23 protein-coding genes and 1 other RNA gene are annotated in these 23956 nt (G+C 57.6%); 7 read left to right on the top strand and 17 right to left on the bottom strand.

What is annotated here, in order from left to right:
- Nucleotides 1–7: 7 nt before the first annotated feature.
- Complete coding sequence (locus HP564_RS19180; RefSeq protein WP_371245429.1) at nt 8–403, bottom strand: YraN family protein; 396 nt, start codon at nt 401–403, stop codon at nt 8–10.
- Nucleotides 361–2388 (bottom strand): penicillin-binding protein activator, encoded by a 2028-nt coding sequence (locus HP564_RS19175; RefSeq protein WP_371245428.1) that lies wholly within the window; start codon nt 2386–2388, stop codon nt 361–363. The genes HP564_RS19180 and HP564_RS19175 overlap by 43 nt, the downstream gene beginning before the upstream one ends.
- Before the next feature lie 62 nt (nt 2389–2450).
- Between HP564_RS19175 and rsmI the strand changes: the two genes are divergently transcribed.
- The 3 genes from rsmI to HP564_RS19160 all read left to right on the top strand — a co-directional run bounded on the left by rsmI (nt 2451) and on the right by HP564_RS19160 (nt 5537).
- Nucleotides 2451–3314: a 16S rRNA (cytidine(1402)-2'-O)-methyltransferase gene (rsmI, locus tag HP564_RS19170; RefSeq protein ID WP_371245427.1), complete on the top strand. Its 864-nt coding sequence runs from the start codon at nt 2451–2453 to the stop codon at nt 3312–3314.
- A gap of 33 nt (nt 3315–3347) precedes the next feature.
- An RNA gene (gene rnpB / locus HP564_RS19165) (RNase P RNA component class A) lies at nt 3348–3725 on the top strand.
- Between the two features lie 408 nt (nt 3726–4133).
- The gene (locus HP564_RS19160; protein ID WP_371245426.1) at nt 4134–5537 is read left to right on the top strand and encodes a PLP-dependent aminotransferase family protein; all 1404 of its coding nucleotides are present in this window, start codon (nt 4134–4136) and stop codon (nt 5535–5537) included.
- Here the strand turns inward: HP564_RS19160 and HP564_RS19155 are convergent.
- The 11 genes from HP564_RS19155 to HP564_RS19105 form a co-directional block, all read right to left on the bottom strand.
- Nucleotides 5534–6016, bottom strand: coding sequence for a YlaC family protein (locus tag HP564_RS19155; protein WP_371245425.1), 483 nt, complete (start codon nt 6014–6016; stop codon nt 5534–5536). The two genes, HP564_RS19160 and HP564_RS19155, sit on opposite strands and share 4 nt — an antisense overlap.
- A 130-nt stretch (nt 6017–6146) precedes the next feature.
- Entirely contained in the window at nt 6147–7121 is a 975-nt protein-coding gene (locus HP564_RS19150; protein WP_371245424.1) for a glutathione S-transferase family protein, read from the bottom strand.
- A gap of 75 nt (nt 7122–7196) precedes the next feature.
- Nucleotides 7197–7610, bottom strand: coding sequence for a DoxX family protein (locus HP564_RS19145; RefSeq protein ID WP_371245423.1), 414 nt, complete (start codon nt 7608–7610; stop codon nt 7197–7199).
- Nucleotides 7611–7815: 205 nt separating this feature from the next.
- A complete protein-coding gene (locus HP564_RS19140; RefSeq protein ID WP_371245422.1) occupies nt 7816–8103 on the bottom strand; it encodes a YqjK-like family protein in 288 nt (95 codons plus the stop codon).
- Complete coding sequence (locus HP564_RS19135) at nt 8100–8498, bottom strand: phage holin family protein (RefSeq protein WP_371245421.1); 399 nt, start codon at nt 8496–8498, stop codon at nt 8100–8102. Before HP564_RS19135 ends, HP564_RS19140 begins: the two co-directional genes overlap by 4 nt.
- Before the next feature lie 2 nt (nt 8499–8500).
- The gene (locus HP564_RS19130) at nt 8501–8806 is read right to left on the bottom strand and encodes a YqjD family protein (RefSeq protein WP_371245420.1); all 306 of its coding nucleotides are present in this window, start codon (nt 8804–8806) and stop codon (nt 8501–8503) included.
- A 36-nt stretch (nt 8807–8842) separates the two neighbouring features.
- Nucleotides 8843–9217: a DUF1090 domain-containing protein gene (locus HP564_RS19125; protein ID WP_371245419.1), complete on the bottom strand. Its 375-nt coding sequence runs from the start codon at nt 9215–9217 to the stop codon at nt 8843–8845.
- A 177-nt stretch (nt 9218–9394) separates the two neighbouring features.
- Nucleotides 9395–9757, bottom strand: coding sequence for an EnvZ/OmpR regulon moderator MzrA (gene mzrA, locus HP564_RS19120; RefSeq protein ID WP_371245481.1), 363 nt, complete (start codon nt 9755–9757; stop codon nt 9395–9397).
- Nucleotides 9757–10431, bottom strand: coding sequence for a DedA family protein (locus HP564_RS19115; protein ID WP_371245418.1), 675 nt, complete (start codon nt 10429–10431; stop codon nt 9757–9759). The genes mzrA and HP564_RS19115 overlap by 1 nt, the downstream gene beginning before the upstream one ends.
- Nucleotides 10432–10753: 322 nt before the next feature.
- Complete coding sequence (gene exuR, locus HP564_RS19110) at nt 10754–11527, bottom strand: transcriptional regulator ExuR (protein ID WP_371245417.1); 774 nt, start codon at nt 11525–11527, stop codon at nt 10754–10756.
- Between the two features lie 110 nt (nt 11528–11637).
- Nucleotides 11638–12942: an MFS transporter gene (locus HP564_RS19105; RefSeq protein ID WP_371245480.1), complete on the bottom strand. Its 1305-nt coding sequence runs from the start codon at nt 12940–12942 to the stop codon at nt 11638–11640.
- A 376-nt stretch (nt 12943–13318) separates the two neighbouring features.
- On the opposite strand from HP564_RS19105, the gene uxaC reads away from it, so the two are divergent.
- Genes uxaC through HP564_RS19090 form a run of 3 tightly spaced genes read left to right on the top strand, consistent with a single transcriptional unit; the run spans nt 13319 to nt 17680 of the window.
- Nucleotides 13319–14734, top strand: coding sequence for a glucuronate isomerase (uxaC, locus tag HP564_RS19100; protein ID WP_371245416.1), 1416 nt, complete (start codon nt 13319–13321; stop codon nt 14732–14734).
- A 2-nt stretch (nt 14735–14736) separates the two neighbouring features.
- Nucleotides 14737–16185 (top strand): tagaturonate reductase, encoded by a 1449-nt coding sequence (locus HP564_RS19095; protein ID WP_371245415.1) that lies wholly within the window; start codon nt 14737–14739, stop codon nt 16183–16185.
- Nucleotides 16186–16189: 4 nt separating this feature from the next.
- On the top strand, nt 16190–17680 hold the full coding sequence (locus HP564_RS19090) for a UxaA family hydrolase (RefSeq protein WP_371245414.1): 1491 nt from the start codon (nt 16190–16192) through the stop codon (nt 17678–17680).
- A 218-nt stretch (nt 17681–17898) separates the two neighbouring features.
- On the opposite strand, the gene sstT is transcribed toward HP564_RS19090, so the two are convergent.
- The 3 genes from sstT to HP564_RS19075 all read right to left on the bottom strand — a co-directional run bounded on the left by sstT (nt 17899) and on the right by HP564_RS19075 (nt 21580).
- A complete protein-coding gene (sstT, locus tag HP564_RS19085) occupies nt 17899–19131 on the bottom strand; it encodes a serine/threonine transporter SstT (protein ID WP_371245413.1) in 1233 nt (410 codons plus the stop codon).
- A 235-nt stretch (nt 19132–19366) separates the two neighbouring features.
- Nucleotides 19367–20338, bottom strand: a complete 972-nt coding sequence (locus tag HP564_RS19080; RefSeq protein ID WP_371245412.1) for a TerC family protein — start codon at nt 20336–20338, stop codon at nt 19367–19369.
- A gap of 255 nt (nt 20339–20593) precedes the next feature.
- A complete protein-coding gene (locus tag HP564_RS19075) occupies nt 20594–21580 on the bottom strand; it encodes a Gfo/Idh/MocA family protein (protein ID WP_371245411.1) in 987 nt (328 codons plus the stop codon).
- Nucleotides 21581–21729: 149 nt separating this feature from the next.
- On the opposite strand from HP564_RS19075, the gene HP564_RS19070 reads away from it, so the two are divergent.
- Entirely contained in the window at nt 21730–23418 is a 1689-nt protein-coding gene (locus tag HP564_RS19070; protein WP_371245410.1) for a chloride channel protein, read from the top strand.
- Here the strand turns inward: HP564_RS19070 and HP564_RS19065 are convergent.
- Nucleotides 23415–23918, bottom strand: a complete 504-nt coding sequence (locus HP564_RS19065; protein ID WP_371245409.1) for a YgjP-like metallopeptidase domain-containing protein — start codon at nt 23916–23918, stop codon at nt 23415–23417. The two genes, HP564_RS19070 and HP564_RS19065, sit on opposite strands and share 4 nt — an antisense overlap.
- Between the last annotated feature and the right edge of the window lie 38 nt (nt 23919–23956).

Genomic DNA, 23956 nt, shown 5'->3' with positions numbered 1-23956 from the left:
CCTGGTTCTAAACGTCTGCATTAAAGGCATTCGGCAGCCATTCCAGCGCCGTGCCAGTAATGGCGATGATGTCGAAACGGCAATCCACCGTATCGAAACTGCCGCCGCGCTGCGCCAGCCACAGAGCGGCGGCACGCAGCAGCTTCTGCTGTTTGAGTCGGGTGATGCTGGCCAGTGCGCCACCGTAGCGCGCATCGCGCCGGTAACGCACCTCCACAAACACCCAGCATGCGCCATCGCGCATGATGAGATCCAGCTCGCCGCCGCGAAAATGCACGTTGCTGGCGACCCACTGTAACCCGGCGCGCGCTAAATAGCGCCGGGCACGCTGCTCCTGTTCGGCACCGAAGCGCCGACGGTTCAGGAGGCCGGAACGATCTCTCCCTGACGATACTGGCTCCATGACAACGTCCTGTTGATCACGCAATCCGGATTCGCGCTCAGCCTGCCGGTATTGCCGTCGATGGCAAAGCCTGGCGTCTGACGCACCTGGTTAAAGCTGTTCGCCAGCGTCCAGGCATCAATGCCCATCGCATAAAGGCGAACCAGCGAATAGTCGTTATTGAACGACTGTGCTGCCCGCTGCATCAGCGCCGGGTTATGACCCGAGAGCAGCGGAATATCGCTAAACTGCAAGCCTTCCATCTCCAGTCGGAAATCGGGGCCGGCACCCGCCTGGTAGCTACGCGAGCTGGCATAAAGCGACGCTGCGCTGCGGCTACCGGTGCGCATGGCGATCATCGGCTTGATCAGCTGCAGTTCAGCCTGCGTGGAGACGATATAGACCGAATCCACACTGCCGCCGCTGCTGGCCTCTGGCGGTGTGCTCTGCTGCTGCGGCGACGGAATGGTCAACCCGGCAACGGTTACGCCCTGCGGTTCGGCGGGCTGAATATTCACCGGCGTGCCGCTCAGCGCGATGCCCGCACCGCTGTTGATGCCTTGCTTCAGCTCGGCCGTCGAGCCAAAGCGCTGCTGTAGCGGCGCCGTGCCGCCCAGTTTTTGCCACTCCTGCGCAAAGGCGTTAACCACGCGATCGCCGAAGCTGCTGCGCGGCACCAGCAGTAATGGCTGGCGTTTGCCCTGGTTCCACATATGGTGCGCGGCATCGCGCGCTTCGTCTTCAGGAGAAAGCGCAAAATAGCAAATATTCGGATGGTTCTGGATCTGCTCAGGCGCATTTAGCGCCAGCACGTTCAGCGGCGTCTGGCTGTTGGCAACCGCTTCAACGTTATTTTTCAGCAGCGGGCCGACCACGAGCGTCGCGCCATCCTGCTGCGCCTGCTGCATGACCTGCTGAATCGGCTGGCTGCTGGTGTCATACACCTTTACCTGCGCGCTGCTGGAGGGGGCACTCACCGCTGGCTGCGCCTGCGTCTCTGTGGACTGTTGCGTATCTGCAGGGGTGATGGCGGCAGCGGCCGGACTGACGACGCTGTTTGCCTCACCGGTGGAGGCGGGCGGCGCACCCTCTGCGGCTGCTGGTTGCGCAGCCTGCTGAGTGGCAGGCTGTGGTGCGGCGTTCAGCTCGCCATTTTTTGCATCGTTGAAGCCTTTCTGAATCGCACTGGCGAAAACCTGCGCCTGGCCGTTCAGCGGCAGCAGCAGGGCGATGGTGCTGGTAGAGGCTTTGGTATAGTTTTGCGCCTGGCTCAGCGGCGTCGGCAGCGTTTTTGCCGCCGGGTTTTGCGGATAGCGCGTCTGCCAGTCTTTGAGCGCAGACTTCAGCATCTCGCCGTCCTGCGCGTTGGCGCGCCAGACGTTGAGCAGATCCAGCCAGCCCTGAAGGGTATTTTCGTCGGCGTTAATCACCAGGCTGGCGGCATCCTGCGGCGGCAGCTGCGTCAGCGCCTGCCAGGTGGCATCAATATTTTTCTGATGCTCATCACCGCTCAGCAGTGGCTCCTGCGCGATAAAGGCGCGCAGCAGCGCCAGCGAGGTTTTACCCTGGGCGGCGGCAATTTTCAGGCCGTAGTAGCGCGCCTGCTGCTCTTTCGACAGATCCTCCACCTTCACCTGATTCAACTGCTGAATCGCGCCGGGGACATTCTGTTGATTAAACAGGAACTGCGATTTAAGCAGCAGCAGCTCCTGCTGCTGCGTATCGCTGAGCTGGCTGGGAAGCTGGTTGAGCTGCTGGCCCGCCTGCGGATACTTTCCTTCTTTCATCAGGGCACGGATGGCAAGTAATTGCCAGTCCGTCCTGCTATCATCGCTGCTTTGCTGCACTTGTTGCAGATAGTAATCAGACCCACCGGTAATGGGCCCCTGAATATTTACGTTTGAGGTTCGCGGCCCCTGACCGCTACAGGCGGCTAAAATCAGCCCAGCAAGAAGGACAGGCACAAAGCGTCCTGCTTTATGACGAACGACTTTTGAAGGAAGCATACTGTATCCAGTGATGTTTTTTTCAAGATGCTCAATATTAAATCGGCAATTCGGATGAAACAATGAAACAACTCGATCGGGCAGAGATTTCTGCCAGCACGCTCTACATCGTTCCAACCCCGATTGGTAATTTGGGTGATATCACCCAGCGGGCGCTGACGGTGCTTTCGGGCGTCGATCTGGTCGCAGCGGAAGATACACGTCATACCGGGCTGTTGCTACAACATTTCGCCATCACTGCGCGGCTCTTCGCACTTCACGACCACAACGAGCAGCAGAAGGCCGAACTGCTGCTGGCGAAGTTGCAGGAGGGGCAAAGTATCGCGCTGGTTTCCGATGCCGGAACGCCGCTGATCAACGATCCAGGCTATCACCTGGTGCGTCGCTGCCGCGAAGCGGGTATCCGTATTGTGCCGCTGCCAGGCCCGTGCGCCGCCGTCACAGCATTAAGCGCCGCCGGATTACCGTCCGATCGTTTCTGTTACGAAGGATTTCTGCCAGCAAAAACCAAAGCGCGCTGTGATGCGCTGCGCGCGCTGGCGCAGGAACCGCGTACGCTTATTTTCTATGAGTCGACCCATCGCCTGCTCGACAGCCTGGCCGATATGGCGAGCGAGCTGGGCAGCGATCGCTACGTTGTGCTGGCGCGCGAACTGAGCAAAACCTGGGAATCGATCCACGGAGCGCCGGTGGGTGAGCTGCTCGCCTGGATTAAAGAAGATGAAAACCGCCGTAAAGGTGAAATGGTGCTGATCGTCGAAGGCCATAAGGCTGATGAAGAGGCGTTGCCTGCTGAGGCACTACGCACGCTGGCGCTACTGCAAAAAGAGTTGCCGTTAAAAAAAGCAGCGGCGCTGACGGCAGAAATTCACGGCGTGAAGAAAAATGCGCTCTACCGTTTTGCGCTCGATCAGCAAGAGGCGTGACAAACGGGGCCGAATGGCCTAATATCCTGCGCCGAAGCTGACCAGACAGTCGCCGCTTTGTCGTCGTCCCTCTTGTAGGGAGACGGGCAGAGGGGAGGAAAGTCCGGGCTCCATAGGGCAGGGTGCCAGGTAACGCCTGGGGGGCGCAAGCCTACGACCAGTGCAACAGAGAGCAAACCGCCGATGGCCCATTTATGGGATCAGGTAAGGGTGAAAGGGTGCGGTAAGAGCGCACCGCGCGTCTGGCAACAGTTCGCGGCACGGTAAACTCCACCCGGAGCAAGGCCAAATAGGGGTTCGCATGGTACGGCCCGTACTGAACCCGGGTAGGCTGCTTGAGCCAGTGAGCGATTGCTGGCCTAGATGAATGACTGTCCACGACAGAACCCGGCTTATCGGTCAGTTTCGACTCTTCAGGTGAAAACCCCGCGCAAGCGGGGTTTTTGCTTTTTGAGGCCAGTATGCGTGCCTGCCCACGTCGCTTTTGGCCATAGCGTCAGTGTGCCGATTCAGGTAAAAGCGCTGCACAGGCGAGGTTTTAGCTTTTTGAGGCCAGCAGGCATGTCTGCCCACGCCACTGTCGGTTAAAGCATGCGGCTTACCGGTCAGTAATGACGATTCTGGTTCAACCCTGCACAGGCGCGGGGGCACATTCTCCGCTTTCCTCGCGTGTGAGGCGGCGCTGTCCAGCGCGATACGCTCACGCCGTTCCGCAACCCGCTTTCCCCGCGCGCAAGGCGGCGCTGACGCCTTGCGCATTTTGCGCTTCTCCGTGGCTCCCCATGCTAAACTGCGTCCCGGCAACAGAAGGAGCAGCCCGTGGCGAAATACCAGCAACTGACGGATGAGATTCAACAGCAGATCGAAGCGGGTATCTGGCCGCCAGGGACGAAACTGCCGTCGCTGCGCCAGCAGGTAGAGCAGCAGGGATTAAGCCTGATGACGGTGATGCACGCCTATGAGGTGCTGGAGAGCCAGGGCTGGATCGTCTCACGACCGCAATCTGGTTATTACGTTGCGCCGCGCGCGCTGCAAACCGCACCCGCGCAGGTGGCGCTCAGCGAGCAGGTTGATATTAACGACTTCGTCTTCGATGTATTACAGGCGATCCGCGATCCGGCCATCGTGCCCTTTGGCTCGGCCTTCCCCGATCCTGAACTCTTTCCCCAGCGCCAGCTGATGCGTTCACTGACCAATGTTTCTCATCAGCTGACGCCGCTCGACGCGCTGAATAACCTTCCACCCGGCAATGCGGCGCTGCGGCAGATGCTGGCACAGCGCTATGCACGGCAGGGCATCACGCTGTCGCCGGATGAAATTGTGATCACCAACGGCGCGCTGGAAGCGCTTAATTTGAGTCTGCAGGCAGTGACTGAGCCGGGCGACTACGTGGTTATCGAGCAGCCAGCCTTTTATGGTGCGCTACAGGCCATTGAACGTCTGAAGCTAAAGGCGCTGGCGGTGCCGAGCGATGCGCAGCAGGGCATCGATATGCAGCAGCTGGAAGAAACGCTACAGCGCTGGCCGGTGAAAGCGTGCTGGCTGATGACCACGCTGCAAAACCCGCTGGGCGTCACGCTGTCGCCCGCGCGCAAATCGCAGCTGGTGGCGCTGCTGGCACGCTATCAGGTGCCGCTGATTGAGGATGATGTCTACGCTGAACTCTGGGCGGGCAGGGAGCCGGCGCATCCGGCCAAACAGTGGGATCGCCAGGGCAATGTGCTGCACTGTGGCTCTTTTTCCAAGTGTCTGGTGGCGGGCTTTCGCGTTGGCTGGGTTGCGGCTGGGCAGCATGCGCAGCGTATTCAGCGCCTGCAGCTGATGAGCACGCTCTCTACCAGTGCACCGATGCAGCTGGCACTGGCCGATTTCCTTGCCACGCGCCGCTATGATACGCACCTGAAGAAGCTGCGCCAGACGCTGGCGCAGCGTAAAGAGCAGGTGCGCCGGGCGCTCAGTGGCGTCCTGCCGACAGGGGCAAGCATTGGCGAGTCGCCAGGGGGCTATTTCTTATGGGTGACATTGCCGCAGGGCTACGATACGACGCTGCTCTATCAGCAGGCGTTGCAGCAGGGTATTAGCATTGCGCCAGGGAGACTTTTTGCTGCCGGAGAAGAATTGACCCACTGCTTTCGAATCAACGCCGCCTGGCCGTGGGATACACGCGCCGAAGCGGCGATAATTACGCTGGGAAGGCTGATTGCTGAACAGTCCGGTAATTAAACCTGTGCTGCCTGCTGGTGCCCCCAGGTCAGGTAGTAGATGTCGTAAAAATCCACCTCGCCCTTTTGCTGCAGCAGACGCTGGATGCCGCTTTTCACCTGCTCTGGTGCATCCGGCAGGTTCAGGATCTTCTTCACGCCGCCATCAGACACCGGCTGGACGTAATACCATTCACCGTTGTAGCAGACGCGCAAATCCAGCGCGTCGATATCCTCGAAGCGATATTTGGGATTGATATCCAGCAGCATCAGAAAACTCATTACCAGCACAAAAAGGGTGGCAAACCAGAAAGCGGGCCAGCCCAGCATCTCTGTTGAGAAAATCAGCGCCACGCACAGGCCGTAGCAGAGATACATTATCGCCCAGAGGCCGGGGTGAGTTTTCAGGAAAGAGAGGCTGAAACGCGGTCGGTTGTCGCGGCGTTCCTCGCGATTAAGCGTAGCGATTTCGTCGATTAAAATTTGTTTAATGGCGTCCATTGTTCACCTCACCGTCACGTTTCTGCTCAGTAGAACAGATAACAGTGCGCCAGAGGAGACACAGAAATGTGCAAAATTTCTATAACAGTTGGAAGAGGGCGCCGTTCCGCAAGGCAAACGGCGCGCAGGCTTAGCCGCGTCCGTGCGGCTCATCCCAGTCAAACGCCGGACCCAGAGAAATCACGCCGTTCGGGTTGATGGTTTTATGGCTCACATAGTAGTGATGACGAATATGTGGCAGGTTCACCGTATCGGCGATGCCCGGCATCTGATAGATATCACGCAGGAAGCCGCTGAGATTCAGGTAGTCACTGATGCGATGGCGGTCGCATTTGAAATGGGTAACATAGACCGGATCGAAGCGCACCAGCGTTGTCCAGAGACGCAGATCGGCTTCGGTGAGCTGGTCACCGGTTAAATAGCGATGCTGCCCCAGGATCTGCTCCAGCCGCGACAGCGAATGAAACAGGGCTGTCACGGCCTCATCATAAGCGGCCTGCGATGTTGCAAAGCCTGACTTATAAACGCCGTTATTGACCGTATCGTAGATCCAGCCGTTCAGCTCATCGATTTTTTCACGCAGCGCAGGCGGATAGTAGTCGCCCGCGCGCGCGCCCACCGCGTCAAAGGCGCTGTTAAACATGCGGATGATGTCCGCCGATTCGTTGCTGACAATGGTGCCCTGCTGTTTATCCCACAGCACGGGTACGGTCACGCGTCCGGTGTAGTGCGGATCGGCATGCAGATACAGCTGGTAGAGAAACTCATTCTGATGGAGCTTGTCGCCCGTGGCGTCAGGAAATTCGTCGTCAAAGGTCCAGCCGTTTTCTAGCATCAGCGGATGCACTACAGAGACGTCAATCATCGACTCCAGCCCTTTAAGCTGGCGCATCAGCAGTGTGCGGTGCGCCCAGGGGCAGGCGAGAGAGACATAGAGATGATAGCGGTCGCGCTCGGCTTTAAAGCCCGCCTTGCCGGTCGGACCTGCACTGCCGTCCGCCGTCACCCAGTTCCGCCAGACCGCTTCAGAGCGTTTAAAGCGTCCGCCGGTTGATTTCGTATCGTACCAGGTGTCATGCCAGACACCGTCGATCAGTTGACCCATATCGCCTCCAATGCAGACAGGGCGAGGAGTATCCTCGCCCTGCTAAGTATATGTGGCATTACGCCAGATGTATGCTTAACGCAGTGCCGCAGCCGGGGCGGCTTTCTTGCGCAGCAGGCGGTCAATGCTGTAGGCACCCGGACCCACCAGGCCCAGCACCAGGAAACCACCCGCGATAGAGAGGTTTTTCATGAACATCAGCTGGTTAACGCCTTCTGCGAAGTTGCTGTGGAACAGAAACGCCGTCAGCACGGTGAATGCGGCCGTAAACAGCGCGGTGAAGCGGGTCAGAAAGCCAAACAGAATCGCCAGACCGCCGCCCAGCTCCAGCAGGATAACCAGCGGCAGCATAAAGCCAGGAACACCCATGGCTTCCATATACTGCTGGGTCCCGGCATAGCCAGTAATTTTGCCCCAGCCTGCGGTAATAAACAGGACAGGCATCAGAATACGCGCCAGCAAAAGCCCTGTATCTTCGAATTTTTTCATCATTTACTCCAGCTAAGTTTATGGCAGGCAGGTGAGCCTGCATTTAAGAAGTCCCGGCAAAAGGCGGTGCAGCCGTTCGCTGAGCTGATAGCTGGAGATAATAGTCGCGCCGGGAAAAGGTTGTAAGCGATATATTCTGTAGATGTCTTTCAGGAAATCTGATGAAGCGAAGCCGGTGCTTTCACACCGGCTGAAGTGAGGGAATTTAGCGCTGCGGCAGGGCCGACTTTAACATGCGCCAGGTACTCCATACGCCAAAGCCACGCTTGAGCAGACGTACAAACTTATTAGGACTGCGTACCGACCAGATAGCGAGCGCGCTGCTGCCAATAGCCAGGTAGCGCCGCATACTGAGGAATGTCAGCCAGCCACGGTCATAATGCGCCGTGCCAAGCAGGAAATCGCGCTTGCCTGCGCTGAGATCCAGCCGCTGCTGCTGGATATCGCCCAGCAGCGCATGGATGCGAGCCTCACGTTCCAGTTTGCTGCTCATGCGCGCTCATCCTCCAGCAGCTTACGGTCGGTCTCCAGCTCTTTGCGGGTATGGTGCAGCAGCGTAGACTGTCGAGACTTACGCAAACTCCACACACCGAAAATTAACGCCAGAAGAAAGAGAACGCCGGTAGTGATACCGATTGCCATCAGACGGTACTGCGCGTCGACGGCCCAGATAATCAACACCATCAGGCTCATCAGCCCAAACGCCGTAAACAGCATGGTCAGACCCACCATCAGCAGCAGCTGAATCAGGTTAGCCTTTTCCGCTTCCAGCTCGACCACCGCCAGACGAACGCGGGTCTCGACCATGCTGACCAGCGTGGTGACAATGCGCTGACCAATGTTGATGACCCCTTTGCCGGGGCCGTGGCTCTGCTGTGAATCCGCCATGATTAACGCCGTGAAATCAGAATGCCGATCGCCACGCCAATCGCCGCACCGATACCCACGCCATGCCAGGGGTTTTCACGCACATAGCCGTCCGCTTTTTGCGCGGCTTCACGCGTGGTTTGTGCCAGATACTCACCGGAATCGCCCAGTTTCTCACGTGAGCTGTCGAGGGCGACGCGCGCTTTCTGACGCAGCTTATCCAGTTCGCTTTTTGACTTGTCCGTTGTGCTGCTCAGCACCTCTTCCAGCGTGTCCGCCAGGTTCTTTAATTCAGCACGCAAATGTTCTGATGAAGTGTCTTTAGACATAAAATGTTCCTTTTAGCTTCAGTGATAGGGTCGGGATCAATAGGGCTCCGCCTGTAACTTTTTCAGCTCCTGGCGTGCTTCTTTCAATTTACGCTCGCGCCTGGCGATTTTTTCCTTGTCATCGCCGTCCTGACGCTCCTCTTTTAGCTCACGTTCACGCTCAGTCACTTTTTTCTGCTGCGCTTTAATACGCGCCTGATGAGCCGCCTTCAGTTCTTCATCGCTACAGCTGGCGCGTACTTCAGTTAATGCCCGCTCCAGACCGTTTACGCGACGCTGATTGTTATGCTGCTGCGCCATAGCAATTTCGCGCTGAATATCCTGCTCTTTCTGCTGACAGAGTGATTCCTCCGCCATCAGCGAACCTGACAGAGAAAACAGCGCGAGGCCAAGAAGTAATGAGTGTTTCATCTGGCTTGTTACCTTCCTTTGTTGCTGACCTGCCATGACCAGACAGCGTGATGGCCTGGCTTGTCAGAGAGCGGATCCATCCATCAAGCATAGACAGCGCCTGTAAAAAGTTCAAAAAAGACGAGGGGATAGAGACTATTCCGCCGCCACCTCGAGAGACGAGAAGGCGACGGCAAATCAGGAGATATTGAGCGTGGAGGAAGAGGCGGATGCTGAGTCAGGCTGTCTGGCGACCACAAAGCCATCCGGCAGCAGGCGACGCAGCACTTTCTGGGCGGCAAGGCTCTGCTCTTCGCTTTCGAAATGAATGATCAGGGCATCGCCTGAAGGCGTAATGCTTTTGATACGAATACCCTGTGCCGTGAGCTGCTGATAGAGATAAAACCCATCCGGCAGCGGTCCACCGGCATGAGAAACGCGGATTTGAACCACGCTTTCGTGCCGCAACAGCGTGGGCGTAATGCAGATTGCCAGCAGCAGCAGCGTGGCGACGATGAGCCAGGGCAGCATCCGACGCGGTACGTGACCATGAATTTTCATCATTCGCCCTTGCCGTGTTGATTTGCCTGGCGCTTGCGCCACAGGACCAGCAGGGAGCCGAACAGGCCAATTACCAGCAGCACCAGCGGCAGCAGCATCAGGCAGAACATCAGTTCATCTTCATAGCGGCGGAAAAGGGGGGTTTTACCCAGGGCAAAGCCAAGCACGGTCAGAATCAGCACCCACAGCAGCGCGCTCACCCAGTTAAAAAACTGAAAACGGGCATTGTTCAGGCCAGAGAGCCCAGCGATGGTCGGCAGCAGCGTACGCACAAAGGCGATAAACCGCCCGATTAGCAGCGCAGAGAGCCCGTGACGGTGAAACAGACTGTGGGCGCGCGCATGGTACTGCGCAGGCAGGTGCGAAAGCCACTTTTGCACCGTTGGCGTATTGCCGAGCCATCGCCCCTGAATATAACTCACCCAGCAGCCAAGGCTGGCTCCGGTTGTCAGCACCAGAATGGTCAGAGGAAAACTCATGGTGCCTTTGGCAATCAGCACGCCAACCAGAATCAACAGACTGTCGCCCGGCAAAAATGCGGCGGGCAGCAGGCCATTTTCCAGAAACAGGATCATGAAAAGCACGCCATAAATGGCCCATACCAGCGTTGGATCAGAAAGCGTTTCATAATCCTGTTGCCACAACGCTTGCAGCAACGCATGCAAAATATCCATCAATCATTCCTGAACATCATTGTTTAACGCGTCTCAAAGGACATAAGCGCAGACTGGCATGGAGTTGTCATTTTTGGGTACACAGTCTGTGCAGGATTTTCCGGATCCTTCCAGAATTGATTGTTAAATCAGCAACTTTTTAAACCCTGTCGCAAAGGGTAAGAAAGGGGCGATAACTGTAACAAAAATCACAGGTCTGAGACAGGGGAATGTGCCCGCCGCACAGGAGTTTTACCTTTTGATACGACCCGTCAAAAGGAGCTTTACACGACCTGACACTATTGCAGATTAACTGACTTTGCTGCGCGAAAACGCAGCGGAATCAAGGCAGATTGCTGGCACCGTCCGGCAGGATAACGGGGTTTTCAGCAAACATGTAACGATCCACATTGAATTCAAAGTCATCCGCAGTCGCGTTAAACAGCATCTGCTTAGTATTTTCCAGATGTTGCCACATTGCCAGTTTGCTGGCGGCAGGATCTTTACGCATCAGCGCTTTGAGGATTTGGTCATGGTCATCGCACCAGCTGAGGATACTGCGCTGGTCGATATGCTCATGTAGTTTGAGCCAGTAGGGGTTGTGCAGGCGATGCAGCCACATCTTCTCGACGATAGCGGCCAGCGCGCTGTTTTGGGTGGATTGTGCGATGCGGACGTGAAACCGCATATCCCACTGCGAGTCGCGGAAGTGATCTTCCTGACGGGCTTTTTCCTGAATTGCCATCAGGTCAATAATGTCCTGGCGCGTTACCTGCGTTGCAGCAAACTCGGCGATGTTGCTTTCAATCAGCTGGCGTGCCTGAAGCAATTCGAAGGGGCCAAAGCTGGCAAATTCGAGCTGGCTGGAGGTCATCACGCGGTTCTGTTGCTGGCTGGCAACCACGTGAATGCCGGAACCTTTGCGTACCTCAACGTAGCCCTCTACTTCCAGCATGATGATCGCTTCGCGCACCACGGTGCGACTCACATTCATCTCTTCGGCAAGCAGGCGCTCGGCCGGCAGTTTATCGCCTACGGCATAAACGCCTGATTCGATGCGACTTTTCAGATCGCTGGCCAGTTGCTGGTAGAGTCGACGAGGTTCAGTCAGGTCCATAGCGCATTCTCGTGTCGTAAATGAAGTTGTTATACCACTTTGCGCCGAAAGAGGGAACGATCCTGCGCGCTTCCTGCGCAGGATCGTTAAGGGGCAGGGGCGGTGCCGGTTTAGCTGCCCACGGGGGCAGCCTGCGGCACCTTCACCTCTTTCTCCAGCTCGGCAACAGGCTTATTGCGCAGGACCGTCCAGATCACCACTGCACCCAACAGATCAAACACCGCCAGCGCGGCAAACAGGGGACTGAAGCCCAGCGTATCGGCCAGCGCGCCAACCACCAGCGCAAACAGAGTGCTCGCCGTCCAGGCCGCCATGCCGGTAAGGCCATTCGCCGTTGCGACTTCGTTGCGTCCAAAGACGTCGGAGGAGAGGGTAATCAGCGCGCCGGAAAGAGCCTGATGCGCGAAGCCGCCCACGCAAAGCAGCGCAATCGCAACGTAGGGACTGGTGAACAGGCCGATGGTGCCGGGGCCAATCATCAGAACTGCACCCAGCGTCACCACCAGTTTGCGCGATACAATCAGGTTCACGCCAAACCAGCGCTGAAACAGCGGCGGCAGATAGCCTCCAAGAATACAGCCGAGGTCGGCAAAGAGCATTGGCATCCAGGCGAACAGCGCAATCTCTTTCAGGTTGAAGCCGTAGACCTTAAACATAAACAGCGGGATCCAGGCGTTAAAGGTTCCCCAGGCGGGCTCCGCCAGAAAACGCGGCAGTGCGATGCCCCAGAACTGGCGATTGCGCAGGATCTGGCGCGCCGACATTTTTTGCGTATTGCCCGTCTGATGCTGCGCCTCCTGACCGGAAATAATGTACTGACGCTCCTCTTCGCTGAGTTTGGTTTGCTGTTTGGGATGCTTATAGAAAATCAGCCAGCAGATAGCCCACATCAGGCTCAGTACGCCGGTAATAATAAACGCCATCTGCCAGCTGTGCGCCACAATCGCCCACACCACCAGTGGAGGAGCCAGCATCGCGCCAATCGAGGAGCCAACGTTAAAGTAGCCTACGGCAACGGAGCGCTCTTTGGCCGGGAACCATTCGCTGCTGGCTTTCAGGCCCGCCGGGATCATCGCGGCTTCCGCAGCACCGACCGCACCGCGTGCCAGAGCGAAACCGCCCCAACTGCCCGCCATCGCTGTGGCGGCACAGAAGATTGCCCACAGCACCGCAAACACCGCATAACCGATCTTGGTGCCGAGCATATCGAGCACATAGCCCGCGACCGGCTGCATCACGGTATAACAGGCAGAGTAGGCCGCCACGATATAGGAGTACTGCTGAGTCGTGATATGTAAATCGGTTTGTAGCGTCGGCGCGGCGACGGCGATGGTATTACGGGTGAGATAACCCAGCACGGTACCCAGCGTCACCAGCCCGATCATATACCAGCGTAGCCCTTTAATCTTACGCATCATTAACCTCTTCCAGTTCTGTCTGCGGTCTTGCCGCTGTTGTTATCTGGAGCGGGACAGCCGTGATTCGACACTTCTCACGCCCGCAGGCCGCGCTAAAGCGGCCTTTGTCTTTACCTTGCCATTACGGAGCGAGAGCGTAACTTGTTATACAACTTTAAAAGTTGAATGCCATCACAAAAGCCCCTTTTGCAATGTGGGATACTTTAAATGCGCGTAATGACAGCCATTTAGCACGCTACAGAGAGTAAAAACGTCCATGACTGCGTGAAATTGCTGCCAGTTATGTGAGCAGGATCTCAAAGAATTCTGTGGCTGGCTAAAATTGGTATGATAACTTTGAACGCATTAAGGCTTTAGCCAGGAGGAAGCACATATGTCGCGTTTTATGACCGAGGATTTTTTGCTGGATACCGAATTTGCCCGTCGCCTCTATCACGACTATGCGAAGGATCAGCCAATTTTCGACTATCACTGTCATCTCCCGCCGCAGCAGATTGCCGAAAATTATCGCTTTACCAATCTGTATGACATCTGGCTGAAAGGCGATCACTATAAATGGCGCGCCATGCGCGCGAACGGCGTGCCGGAATCGTTCTGCACCGGTGATGCCAGCGATCGTGAAAAATTCAATGCCTGGGCGCGCACCGTACCCCATACCATTGGCAACCCGCTCTACCACTGGACACATCTTGAGCTGCGCCGCCCGTTCGGCATCACCGACACGCTGCTCTCTGAGAAAACGGCTGACAACATCTGGGCGCGCTGTAATGCGCTGCTGGCACAGGATGACTTTACCGCGCGCGGCATCATGCAGCAGATGAACGTGAAGATGGTTGGCACCACTGACGATCCGCTGGACGATCTGCAATATCACCACGCGCTCGCGCAGGAGCGCAGCTTCAACGTTAAAGTGCTGCCAAGCTGGCGCCCAGATAAAGCCTTTAACATCGAGGCGGAGAGTTTCCTGCCGTGGATTGAGAAGCTGGAATCGCTGACCGACATCAGCGTGCGCCGCTTTGACGACCTGCGCAGCGCGCTCAGCAAACGTCTCGACTATTTTGCCGCTCACGGCTGTAAAATTTCGGACCATGCACTTGATGTGGTGCTCTACGCTGAGGCAGACGACGCGACGCTTGACGCGATTCTGGCGAATCGCCGCGCGGGCAACGCGCCGGACCTGCAGGCGATTGCGCAGTTCAAGACGGCCGTGCTGGTATGGCTGGGCAGCGAATATGCCCGTCGCGGCTGGGTGCAGCAATACCATATCGGCGCGCTGCGCAATACCAACCGTCGCCAGTTTGCGTTGCTGGGGCCGGACGTGGGCTTTGACTCCATCAACGATCAGCCACTGGCCGAGCCGCTGGCGAAGCTGCTGGGCGCGCAGAACCTGCAGAACGCGCTGCCGAAAACCATTCTCTACTGCCTGAACCCGCGCGATAACGAAGTCCTGGCGACCATGGCAGGCAATTTCCAGGGCGAAGGCGAAGCAGGCAAAATGCAGTTTGGATCTGCCTGGTGGTTCAACGATCAGCTCGATGGCATGCAGCGGCAGATGACACAGCTGGCACAGATTGGCCTGCTGAGCCGCTTTGTTGGCATGCTGACCGACAGCCGCAGCTTCCTCTCTTATACGCGCCATGAATATTTCCGCCGCCTGCTGTGCCAGATGATTGGCCATTGGGTGGAGAAAGGCGAAGCGCCGGGTGACGAGGCGCTGCTGGGCCAGATGGTACAAAACATCTGTTTTAACAACGCTCGTGATTACTTCGGTATTGAGCTGGGAGCCTGATCATGCAGCGGCTAAACCGTCACGACTTTCCCGGCGCGATCTACAGCGAGCGCGTTATCCAGTTCGGCGAAGGCAATTTTTTGCGCACCTTCGTTGACTGGCAGCTTGACTGGCTGAATCAATACCAGGGCACCGACGCGGGCGTCGTGGTCGTGCGGCCGCGCAACCGCGCTGTCAGCGACACGCTAAACCAGCAGGATGGACTTTACACTACGCTGATTCGCGGCCTGAACGAGCAGGGTGAGCGCGTCAGTGAAACGCGACTGATCCGCAGCCTGAACCGTGAGATCCAGCCTTATACCCAGCACAGCGACTTTCTGGCACTGGCGCACGCGCCGCAGATGCGTTTTGTTTTCTCCAACACCACGGAAGCGGGCATCGCCTTTTCTGCGGGCGATCGCCTTGAGGATGCACCCGCTTCAAGCTTTCCCGGCAAGCTGACGCAGCTGCTTTGGGCGCGCTTCCAGCACTTCAGAGGGGCAGAGGACAAGGGCTGGCTGATTGTGCCCTGCGAGCTGATCGATCATAACGGCGATGCGCTACGTGAACAGGTGCTGCGCTATGCACAGCACTGGCAACTGCCGGAAGCGTTCACCGCCTGGGTTACGCAGCACTCGGTTTTCTACAACACGCTGGTAGATCGCATCGTTACCGGCTTCCCGCAGGAGAGTGAAGCGCTGGCCGCGCAGCTCGGCTATGACGACCATTTCCTGGTGGCGGGCGAGGTCTACTACCAGTTTATTTTGCAAGGGCCGCGTGCGCTGTTTGACGAGCTGAAGCTCGACGCGCTGGCGCCGCAGGTGCGGCGGGTGGATGATATCGCGCCGTGGAAAGCGCAGAAAGTGGCGATCCTCAATGGTGCGCACACGGCGATGGTGCCGGTGGCATTTCAGGCCGGGCTGGAGAGCGTTGGCGAAGCGATGGCGGATCCGGCCATTGCGGGCTTTGTCGATCGCCTGCTGCGCGAGGAGATCATTCCCACGCTGGATCTGCCGCGTAGCGAGCTGCACACCTTTGCTGACGCGGTCGAGCGGCGTTTCCGCAATCCCTTTATTCGCCACGCGCTGCTTGCTATCGCGCTGAACAGCATGACTAAATTCCGCACCCGCCTGTTGACGCCGCTGCTGGCATCACACGCGCAGCGGGGCGTCTGGCCGCCACGATTGACCTTTGCGCTGGCGGCACTGATCGCCTTCTACCGCGGTACCGCGGCGGAAAAGTGCTGGCCGCTACAGGATGATGCGCACTGGCTGGCGCGCTATGAGCAACTCTGGCAGGCGGTGCACGCCGACCAGATGTCACCCCAGCAGCTGGTACGCGAGGTGTTAAGCGACGTGCAGCACTGGGGTGAAGATTTAACCCGGCAGCCGCAGCTGGTGGCCGAGGTCAGCCGACACCTGCAAAACATTCTCGCCCACGGTATGCGTGAGGCGTTGAGCACACTGGGATAACGCTATGCAAGATGCGATTAAAATTCACTCTCTGGATAACGTTGCCGTGGCGCTGCGCGATTTAGACGCCGGGCAGCGTATTGAGCTGCAACAGGTGGCGGTAACGCTGCAGCAGGCGATTACGCGCGGCCATAAATTTGCGCTGCGGCCTCTCGCCGAGGGGGAGCTGGTGATCAAGTATGGGCTACCGATCGCCCATGCCACACAGCCGATCGCTTCAGGCGAGCTGATCCACTCCAGCAACGCGCGCACCAACCTGAGCGATCTGGATGAGTACGACTATCTGCCGGCGTTTATTGAGGTGCCGCCGCAGCCTGGCGATCGCGAAGTGCAGATCTATCGTCGCGCCAACGGTGAGGCAGGGATCCGCAATGAGCTGTGGATCCTGCCGACCGTAGGCTGCGTCAACGGCATTGCACGCCAGATCCTGCAACGTTTTCTGAAAGAGAGCGATAACGCGGCGGGCACCGATGGTGCCTTCCTCTTCAGCCACACGTTCGGCTGTTCACAGCTGGGACAGGATCATGAGAACACCCGCACCATGCTGCAAAACATGGTGCGTCATCCCAACGCGGGCGCGGTGCTGGTGATCGGTCTCGGCTGTGAAAACAATCAGGTTGATGCTTTCCGTGAGACGCTGGGGCTGCCGGAAAGCGACCGTATTCAGTATATGGTTTGCCAGCAGCATGATGACGAAGTGGAAGCAGGGCTGGTGCATCTGCGCGCGCTCTATGAGGCGATGCGCCATGACCAGCGTCAGCCGGGCAGACTGAGCGAGCTGAAGTTTGGCCTGGAATGCGGCGGATCTGACGGCTTTTCTGGCATTACCGCCAATCCGCTGCTGGGCCGCTTCTCCGATCAGATGATTGCCAACGGCGGCACGACGGTACTGACCGAGGTGCCGGAGATGTTTGGCGCAGAGCGTATCCTGATGAGCCGCTGCCGCGACGAATCGACCTTCGATAAAACCGTGTCGATGATCAACGACTTCAAGCAGTACTTTATCGATCACCAGCAGCCGATTTACGAGAACCCGTCGCCAGGCAACAAGGCTGGCGGTATCACCACGCTGGAGGAGAAATCGCTGGGCTGCACGCAGAAAGCGGGTTCCAGCCAGGTGGTGGACGTGCTCAGGTATGGTGAGCGGCTAAAAAGGCCGGGCCTGAATTTGCTGAGCGCGCCCGGTAATGATGCGGTGGCCACCAGCGCGCTGGCGGGGGCGGGCTGTCATATGGTGCTGTTCAGCACCGGGCGCGGCACGCCTTACGGCGGATTTGTGCCGACGGTGAAGCTGGCGACCAACTCGCCGCTGGCGGAGAAGAAGCCGCACTGGATCGATTTTAACGCCGGTCGATTGCTGGAGGGAATGAGCATGGAGGCGCTGCTGGAGGATTTCGTCGACACTATCGTGGCGATTGCCAACGGCGAACTCACCAACAATGAGAAGAACGATTTCCGCGAGCTGGCGATTTTTAAAAGCGGCGTGACGTTATAGCCGGGCTACAGGGCACTGACGCTGATGTCGCTGTTTCAGACGGCGCAAAAGCTCAGAGAACAAATGGCATGGAACGAAGAGCAAAGCGTCCCGCGACAGGGATGTCGCGGGACGGGCGAGCAGGGATGCGTAAAGCGCCTTTGCGATCGGTCCATGCCACTCGCGACAGCGCCCAGCGAAAAACAGCAATGGCGACCTGTATGGTCGCCATTCTGTTATCAGGCCCGGCTGGTTTCGCGCTCGGCTTCCGCCTGGCAAACCGCCGCGGTAAACAGGATATCGGTTGAGGAGTTAAGCGCCGTTTCGGCGGAGTCCTGCAACACGCTAATAATGAAACCGGCTGCAACCACCTGCATCGCCAGATCGTTAGGAATGCCAAACATGTTGCAGGCCACCGGGATCAGCAGCAGCGAACCGCCTGCCACGCCCGATGCGCCACAGGCGCAGAGTGACGCCACCAGGCTCAGCAGAATAGCGGTCGACACGTCAACGTGAATGCCCAGCGTATTCACCGCCGCCAGCGTCAGCACGGTAATGGTAATGGATGCCCCCGCCATGCTGATGGTCGCGCCCAGCGGAATTGATACAGAATAAGTATCTTCATCCAGGTTCAGACGTTTCGCCAGTGCCATATTCACCGGGATATTAGCTGCCGAGCTGCGGGTAAAGAAGGCGGTCACGCCGCTCTCGCGCAGGCAGGTAAAAACCAGTGGATAGGGATTGCGGCGGATTTTGCTGTAGACCAGCAGCGGATTGACCACCAGCGCCATCAGCACCATACAGCCCAGCAGCAGCGCCAGCAGATGGGCATACTGCCACAGTGCGCCAAAGCCGGTTGAGGCCAGAATTGAGGCGACCAGGCCGAAAATGCCGATCGGTGCACAGCGGATCACGCAGCGCACCAGCCAGGTAACGGCGTCCGAAGCATCATTGAGCAGATCGCGTGTGCCCTGTGCGCTGTGGCGAAAAGCGAGGCCCAGACCGATCGCCCACACCAGAATGCCAATGTAGTTTGCTTCCATCAGCGCCGTGATCGGATTTGCCACCATCTTCATCAGCAGGCCGCGCAGCACTTCGGTAATACCGGAGGGCGGCGTAATCTCCGTGGTGCCAACTGCCAGCGTCAGCGTTTGCGGCATCAGGTGACTCATCACTACCGCGATCACCGCAGCGAAAAAGGTGCTGAGCAGGTAGAGGGCAATAATGGGTTTAATACTGGTTTTCTGTCCCTGCTGATGATTGGCAATGGAGGCAATTACCAGCACCAGAACCAGCAGCGGTGCAACAGCCTTCAGCGCGCTGACAAACAGCTCGCCCAGCAGGCCGACCGCCAGCGCAGCATCTTTGGAGATCCAGGCCAGCACCATACCGGCCACCAGCCCTACCATGATTTGTTTTACCAGGCTTCCTGCGAGTAACGCGCCCAGACGACCGGAAAGAGAGTTAGTCATAGATGTTCTTTACGTTGTAGCGGGATGTGGCTTCAGAAGGCGTTGATTAACGCGCCCGAAGCGGTTTGCCTGGCGGAGTATAAGGAAAAGATCGGGCGAGGAAAGAGATAATTCTGCCTGTGCGAGGGGGATCGGTTTTCAGTTATGCTGCATGAGAGAAATGTGACAGAGCGATGAAATGTCACACCCCGGACTGGCAAAATAAAACAGGGGCATTACCTGCCCCTGTAGCGGATTATTGTGAGATCTTTTTCTGGTCGCTTTTGCGATTCACCCAGGCGTTAATCAGCAGCGTTGAGCCGAGGATAATGCCCACCACGCTCAGCGAGATCGAGACCGGAATGTGATAGAAGTCGACGATCAGCATTTTAATACCGATAAACACCAGCACAACCGCCAGCCCATACTTCAGCATGGAGAAGCGTTCAGCCACGTTGGCCAGCAGAAAATACATGGCGCGCAGACCGAGGATGGCAAACAGGTTAGAGGTCAACACGATAAAGGGATCGGTGGTCACAGCAAAGATTGCCGGAATACTGTCGACCGCAAAAATTACATCGCTTAATTCCACCATGATCAGCACCAGCAGCAGCGGTGTGGCAAACAGCACGCCGTTTTTGCGGGTGAAGAACTTCTCGCCGTCCAGGTCGTCGGTCATGCGCAGGTGTTTGCGTAACCAGCGAACCACCGGCTTATCGCCGACCGCGTTCTCATCATCCTCTTTGGCAAACGCCATCTTCACGCCGGTCAGCAGCAGGAAAACGCCGAACAGATAGAGGATCCAGCTAAACTGCGTCACCAGCCAGCTGCCAGCAAAGATCATGATCGTTCGCAGCACAATCGCGCCCAGCACACCGTAAATCAGCACGCGGCGCTGTAGCGCAGCGGGAATAGAGAAGTAGCTGAACAGCATCAGCCAGACGAAGACGTTATCGACCGCCAGCGCTTTCTCGAGCACGTAGCCGGTTAAAAAGGCCATCGTCTGCGTGGTGGCCACCTCGCGTCCGGCGCTGTCATTGAGATACCACCAGAAGGCGGCGCTGAACAGCAGCGATACCGACACCCAGATGAGCGACCAGACGGCCGCCTGTTTAAAGCTCATGGTCTGTGCACCGCGACGCCCCTGTAAAAAAAGGTCGATCGCCAGCATGATCAGCACCACTACCGCAAAGCTGCCCCAGAGAAGAGGCGTTCCTACAGTCTGCATAGCGTTTCCTGCCCTGAAATAAAAAACGGCTGAAGTCAGAAGACGTCAGCCGCTTTTATGGGAACATAAGCAAACCTCGCCTTCCGGCAAGGTCTCACTTACAACGCAGAATCAGATTCCGGGTTGCCTGCCGACCGGATGCGTGCGCATCGTAATGACGATCGTGCAGCTTACAAGTTACTCCCCTTTGCTGGTAGTTAAGATAGGCGGTGGTGGTCAAAGTGGCAATAGCGGCCCATTCATATTTTGACATATTTACACAGCGCAGCCGTCGGCCGGGAAGATGACGCCCGTCTGACGACGGATCTCCGTGAGTAAGGCGGCAGTGATGCGCGACGTTTCCAGCCCTGGATGCTCAACCTGACGCTGGCGCACCAGCTGCACAAAGGCCTGGGCCTCATACAGCATGGTGTTGATATGTTGCGGCTGAGAGCGATCTGTCGAAGTGCCGCCGCGTGGTACCAGCGTAACCGACTGCATCTCCGCCAGCTTTTCGATCAGCAGCGTACCTGCTTCCCCCTGGATCTCGCTGGGAATAAGCGATTGACTGATCTTGGAGTGCAGCAGCGTGACGTCAAAATCGCCGTAGTCGAGCAGCACGCTGCCGTGGCCGTCAACGCCACTGGCGAGCAGTGAGGCGCTGGCTTTCACCCCCTGGGGTGCGCCCCACAGCGCCACTGCCGTTGCCAGGCAGTAAAAGCCGATGTCCATGATCGATCCGTTCGACCAGTGCGGATTAAAGGTGTTGGGATTCTCGCCGTCGAGATAGCGCTGATAGCGCGACGAGTACTGACAGTAGCTAAACAGTGCCTTGCGCAGCGGGCCCAGGGCGGGCAGCGCCTGCTGAAGCTGATTAAAGTTGGGCAGGCTGGCGGTTTTGAACGCCTCAAACAGGATCACCTGATGCTGCCGGGCGCAGGCGATCATCTGTTCCACCTCATGCAGGTTTGAGGCGAGCGGTTTTTCACAGATAACGTGCTTCCCGTGGGACATAAACAGCATGGCCTGCTCACAGTGCAGCGCATTCGGGCTGGCCAGATAAACCGCATCTACCTCATCGCTGGTCGCCAGCGCTGCCAGTGAGGTAAAGAGATGCTGACAGGGGTAATCCTGGGCAAAGGTTTCCGCCTGCTGCTGCGAACGCGAATAGATGGCGTTCAGGCGCAGATGGCCGGTTTCGTGCGCGGCGTCGATAAACTGGCGCGTTATCCAGTTTGTTCCCACAATGGCAAAACGGATCACATTGGCTCTCCTGCAGCAAATAAGCGGCAGAGTAGCACGCCGGGCATCAGGCGCAAGCGCAGGCAAGCAGGGGGAGTTTGATCCTGCGATCCTCCTTCCAATATAGTGATGGCGCAACGTTGACGGGTTGATAAGGGTGGAGAAATCGTTTGAAAGGAAGTAAACACGCGTTGAACTGGACCACGCTGCTGGTGGCGATTCCGGTAGGCCTGGCGGCGTCGCTGGTCACGCTGGCGTTTCGTGGCATTATCGAACTCATAAACCGTCTGCTGTTCAGCAGCAGCAGCGACATTACTGTGGCGATGCACGCCTGGCCATGGATCTTCTGGCCGCTGCTGGTCGGGGCGGGCGGGGTGCTGGCCGGATTTTTTCTGCGCTATGCAGTCAGCATTGAAAAACAGCAAACGGTAAAGACCGACTATCTGGAAGTGATCAACGCACGGCTTGATGCGGTGCCCACCCGCACCTCGCTGTTTCGGGCACTCTCTTCAATTGCCAGCATCGGATCGGGTGCCTCAATTGGTAAAGAGGGGCCGATGGTGCAACTCTCGGCCCTGTGCGGCAGCGTGCTGGGGCGCTGGATGCCCGCCTCGCTCAACCTGAAAAACAGCGATGTGGTCGCGATGGCGGCCGCAGCAGGTCTCTCATCGGTCTACCACGCGCCGCTGGCGTCGGCGATTTTTGTCGCGGAGATCGCCTTTGGTATCTCGGCGCTACAGCGCCTGATCCCGCTGGTGATCTCCTCATCAGTCGCCGTAATGACCATGTGGTCGCTTGGCTTTCGCAATGCGCTTTATCCGCTGGCAGATGCCAGCTTCCAGACAGATGTCAGCAGTGTGCTGGTCACGGTGGTGATTGGCCTGGCTGCCGGGCTGGCAGGCTGGCTGCTGATCAAGCTGATTGCACGCAGCAAAGCGCTGTTCAGCCATATCGCATCTCTGCCGCTGCGTCTGGGAGCGGGAGGGGTGGCGGTAGGGCTGCTGGCGCTGATCTCTACCGATATTCTGGGCAACGGTTATGACGTCATCGTCAATATCATGGCGGGAAAGTATCTGCTGCCGGGCCTGCTGCTGCTGCTGCTGCTGAAAACGCTGGCGACCACGCTGTCGGTAGGCTCTAACGCGGTGGGCGGGCTGTTTACGCCGTCGCTACTGATTGGCGCGCTGCTTGGCGTGGCGCTGGCGACGCTGGGCGCTATGCTGCATCTGCCGCTCGGTAACGTGCTGCTCTACGCGGCCATCGGCATGGCGGCGGTGCTGGCAGCCGTCAGCCAGGCCCCACTGATGGCAATCCTGATGGTACTGGAGATGACGCTTAACAGTACGTTGCTGTTTCCGGTCATGATCGCAGCGGTGCTGGCCTCGATGGTGGTGTATCGGTTGCAGTCCGCCAGCACCTATCCAGTGGTTGGCAACCACTTTAACCGCTCTGAAGCCAAATATGATTTCGACAACATGCGCGTAGCGGAGCTGATCATTCCCGGTGCTGCTCTACAGCCGCAGGAGTCAGTGGGGCAGGCGCTGGCGGTCAGTTCGCTGAAGCGTGAGCGTTACGTCTACGTCATCAATGCGGCAGGTGCGTTTCTTGGGGTGGTCTCTGTTCATGATATTGCACGCAAAGTGCTGGCGCAGGAGATCACGCTGGACTCACCGGTTGCCACGGTAATGGATGACAATTTCCCGTTTGTCTATCAGAACCAGAGCATGCGCGAGGGCTGGGAGGCGTTTGCCCGCGTCACGCTGGAGCGCCTGCCAGTGCTGAACAATCCACAGGAGAAACGCTTTCTCGGTGCGCTGACAAAAACCAGCCTGATTCAGAAAGCGCAGGAGTTCCTTTAGGCCGCATTGCCACGCATCGCCTGGTCTGTCATCCACAGCCGGGCGTCAAACTCCAGCTGGTGATAGTCTGGCTCCATGTGGCAGCAAAGCTGGTAAAAGGCTTTGTCATGATCCTTCTCTTTGAGATGCGCCAGCTCGTGCACCACAATCATGCGCAGAAAAGGCTCAGGGGCAAGGCGGAAAAAGGTGGACACGCGGATCTCCGCCTTCGCCTTGAGGTTGCCTCCCTGTACGCGAGAGATGGCGGTGTGCAGGCCGAGCGCGTGCTTCATCACTTTGATTTTGTTATCCCAGATCACCTTGCTGATCGGCGGCGCATTGCGCATATAGCGATTTTTTAACGCCAGCGTGTAGTCGTAGAGCGCTTTATCGCTGACGATATCGTGCGTGTCGGGATAGCGCGTCTGCAAAAAAGCGCCGAGTTTTTCATGGTCAATCAGCGTCTGAACCTGCTGAAGAATGTTCTCAGGATAACCCTGTAGATAGATAAGTGCGGACATTAGGGATTCCCGGCGAAAGACAGTATACTGCGCCCCCC

Source organism: Pantoea sp. KPR_PJ (assembly GCF_041386365.1).
In the GTDB taxonomy this organism is placed as follows: domain Bacteria; phylum Pseudomonadota; class Gammaproteobacteria; order Enterobacterales; family Enterobacteriaceae; genus Pantoea.
This window is presented reverse-complemented; position numbering and strand designations above follow the sequence as displayed.

What these genes read in the sequence shown, in the direction of transcription:
- HP564_RS19180 (WP_371245429.1), bottom strand. Translation starts at nt 403, where the DNA reads ATGGAGCCAGTATCGTCAGGGAGAGATCGTTCCGGCCTCCTGAACCGT.
- HP564_RS19175 (WP_371245428.1), bottom strand. Translation starts at nt 2,388, where the DNA reads ATGCTTCCTTCAAAAGTCGTTCGTCATAAAGCAGGACGCTTTGTGCCT.
- rsmI (WP_371245427.1), top strand. Translation starts at nt 2,451, where the DNA reads ATGAAACAACTCGATCGGGCAGAGATTTCTGCCAGCACGCTCTACATC.
- HP564_RS19155 (WP_371245425.1), bottom strand. Translation starts at nt 6,016, where the DNA reads ATGGACGCCATTAAACAAATTTTAATCGACGAAATCGCTACGCTTAAT.
- HP564_RS19150 (WP_371245424.1), bottom strand. Translation starts at nt 7,121, where the DNA reads ATGGGTCAACTGATCGACGGTGTCTGGCATGACACCTGGTACGATACG.
- HP564_RS19145 (WP_371245423.1), bottom strand. Translation starts at nt 7,610, where the DNA reads ATGAAAAAATTCGAAGATACAGGGCTTTTGCTGGCGCGTATTCTGATG.
- HP564_RS19140 (WP_371245422.1), bottom strand. Translation starts at nt 8,103, where the DNA reads ATGAGCAGCAAACTGGAACGTGAGGCTCGCATCCATGCGCTGCTGGGC.
- HP564_RS19135 (WP_371245421.1), bottom strand. Translation starts at nt 8,498, where the DNA reads ATGGCGGATTCACAGCAGAGCCACGGCCCCGGCAAAGGGGTCATCAAC.
- HP564_RS19130 (WP_371245420.1), bottom strand. Translation starts at nt 8,806, where the DNA reads ATGTCTAAAGACACTTCATCAGAACATTTGCGTGCTGAATTAAAGAAC.
- HP564_RS19125 (WP_371245419.1), bottom strand. Translation starts at nt 9,217, where the DNA reads ATGAAACACTCATTACTTCTTGGCCTCGCGCTGTTTTCTCTGTCAGGT.
- mzrA (WP_371245481.1), bottom strand. Translation starts at nt 9,757, where the DNA reads ATGAAAATTCATGGTCACGTACCGCGTCGGATGCTGCCCTGGCTCATC.
- HP564_RS19115 (WP_371245418.1), bottom strand. Translation starts at nt 10,431, where the DNA reads ATGGATATTTTGCATGCGTTGCTGCAAGCGTTGTGGCAACAGGATTAT.
- exuR (WP_371245417.1), bottom strand. Translation starts at nt 11,527, where the DNA reads ATGGACCTGACTGAACCTCGTCGACTCTACCAGCAACTGGCCAGCGAT.
- HP564_RS19105 (WP_371245480.1), bottom strand. Translation starts at nt 12,942, where the DNA reads ATGCGTAAGATTAAAGGGCTACGCTGGTATATGATCGGGCTGGTGACG.
- uxaC (WP_371245416.1), top strand. Translation starts at nt 13,319, where the DNA reads ATGTCGCGTTTTATGACCGAGGATTTTTTGCTGGATACCGAATTTGCC.
- HP564_RS19095 (WP_371245415.1), top strand. Translation starts at nt 14,737, where the DNA reads ATGCAGCGGCTAAACCGTCACGACTTTCCCGGCGCGATCTACAGCGAG.
- HP564_RS19090 (WP_371245414.1), top strand. Translation starts at nt 16,190, where the DNA reads ATGCAAGATGCGATTAAAATTCACTCTCTGGATAACGTTGCCGTGGCG.
- sstT (WP_371245413.1), bottom strand. Translation starts at nt 19,131, where the DNA reads ATGACTAACTCTCTTTCCGGTCGTCTGGGCGCGTTACTCGCAGGAAGC.
- HP564_RS19080 (WP_371245412.1), bottom strand. Translation starts at nt 20,338, where the DNA reads ATGCAGACTGTAGGAACGCCTCTTCTCTGGGGCAGCTTTGCGGTAGTG.
- HP564_RS19065 (WP_371245409.1), bottom strand. Translation starts at nt 23,918, where the DNA reads ATGTCCGCACTTATCTATCTACAGGGTTATCCTGAGAACATTCTTCAG.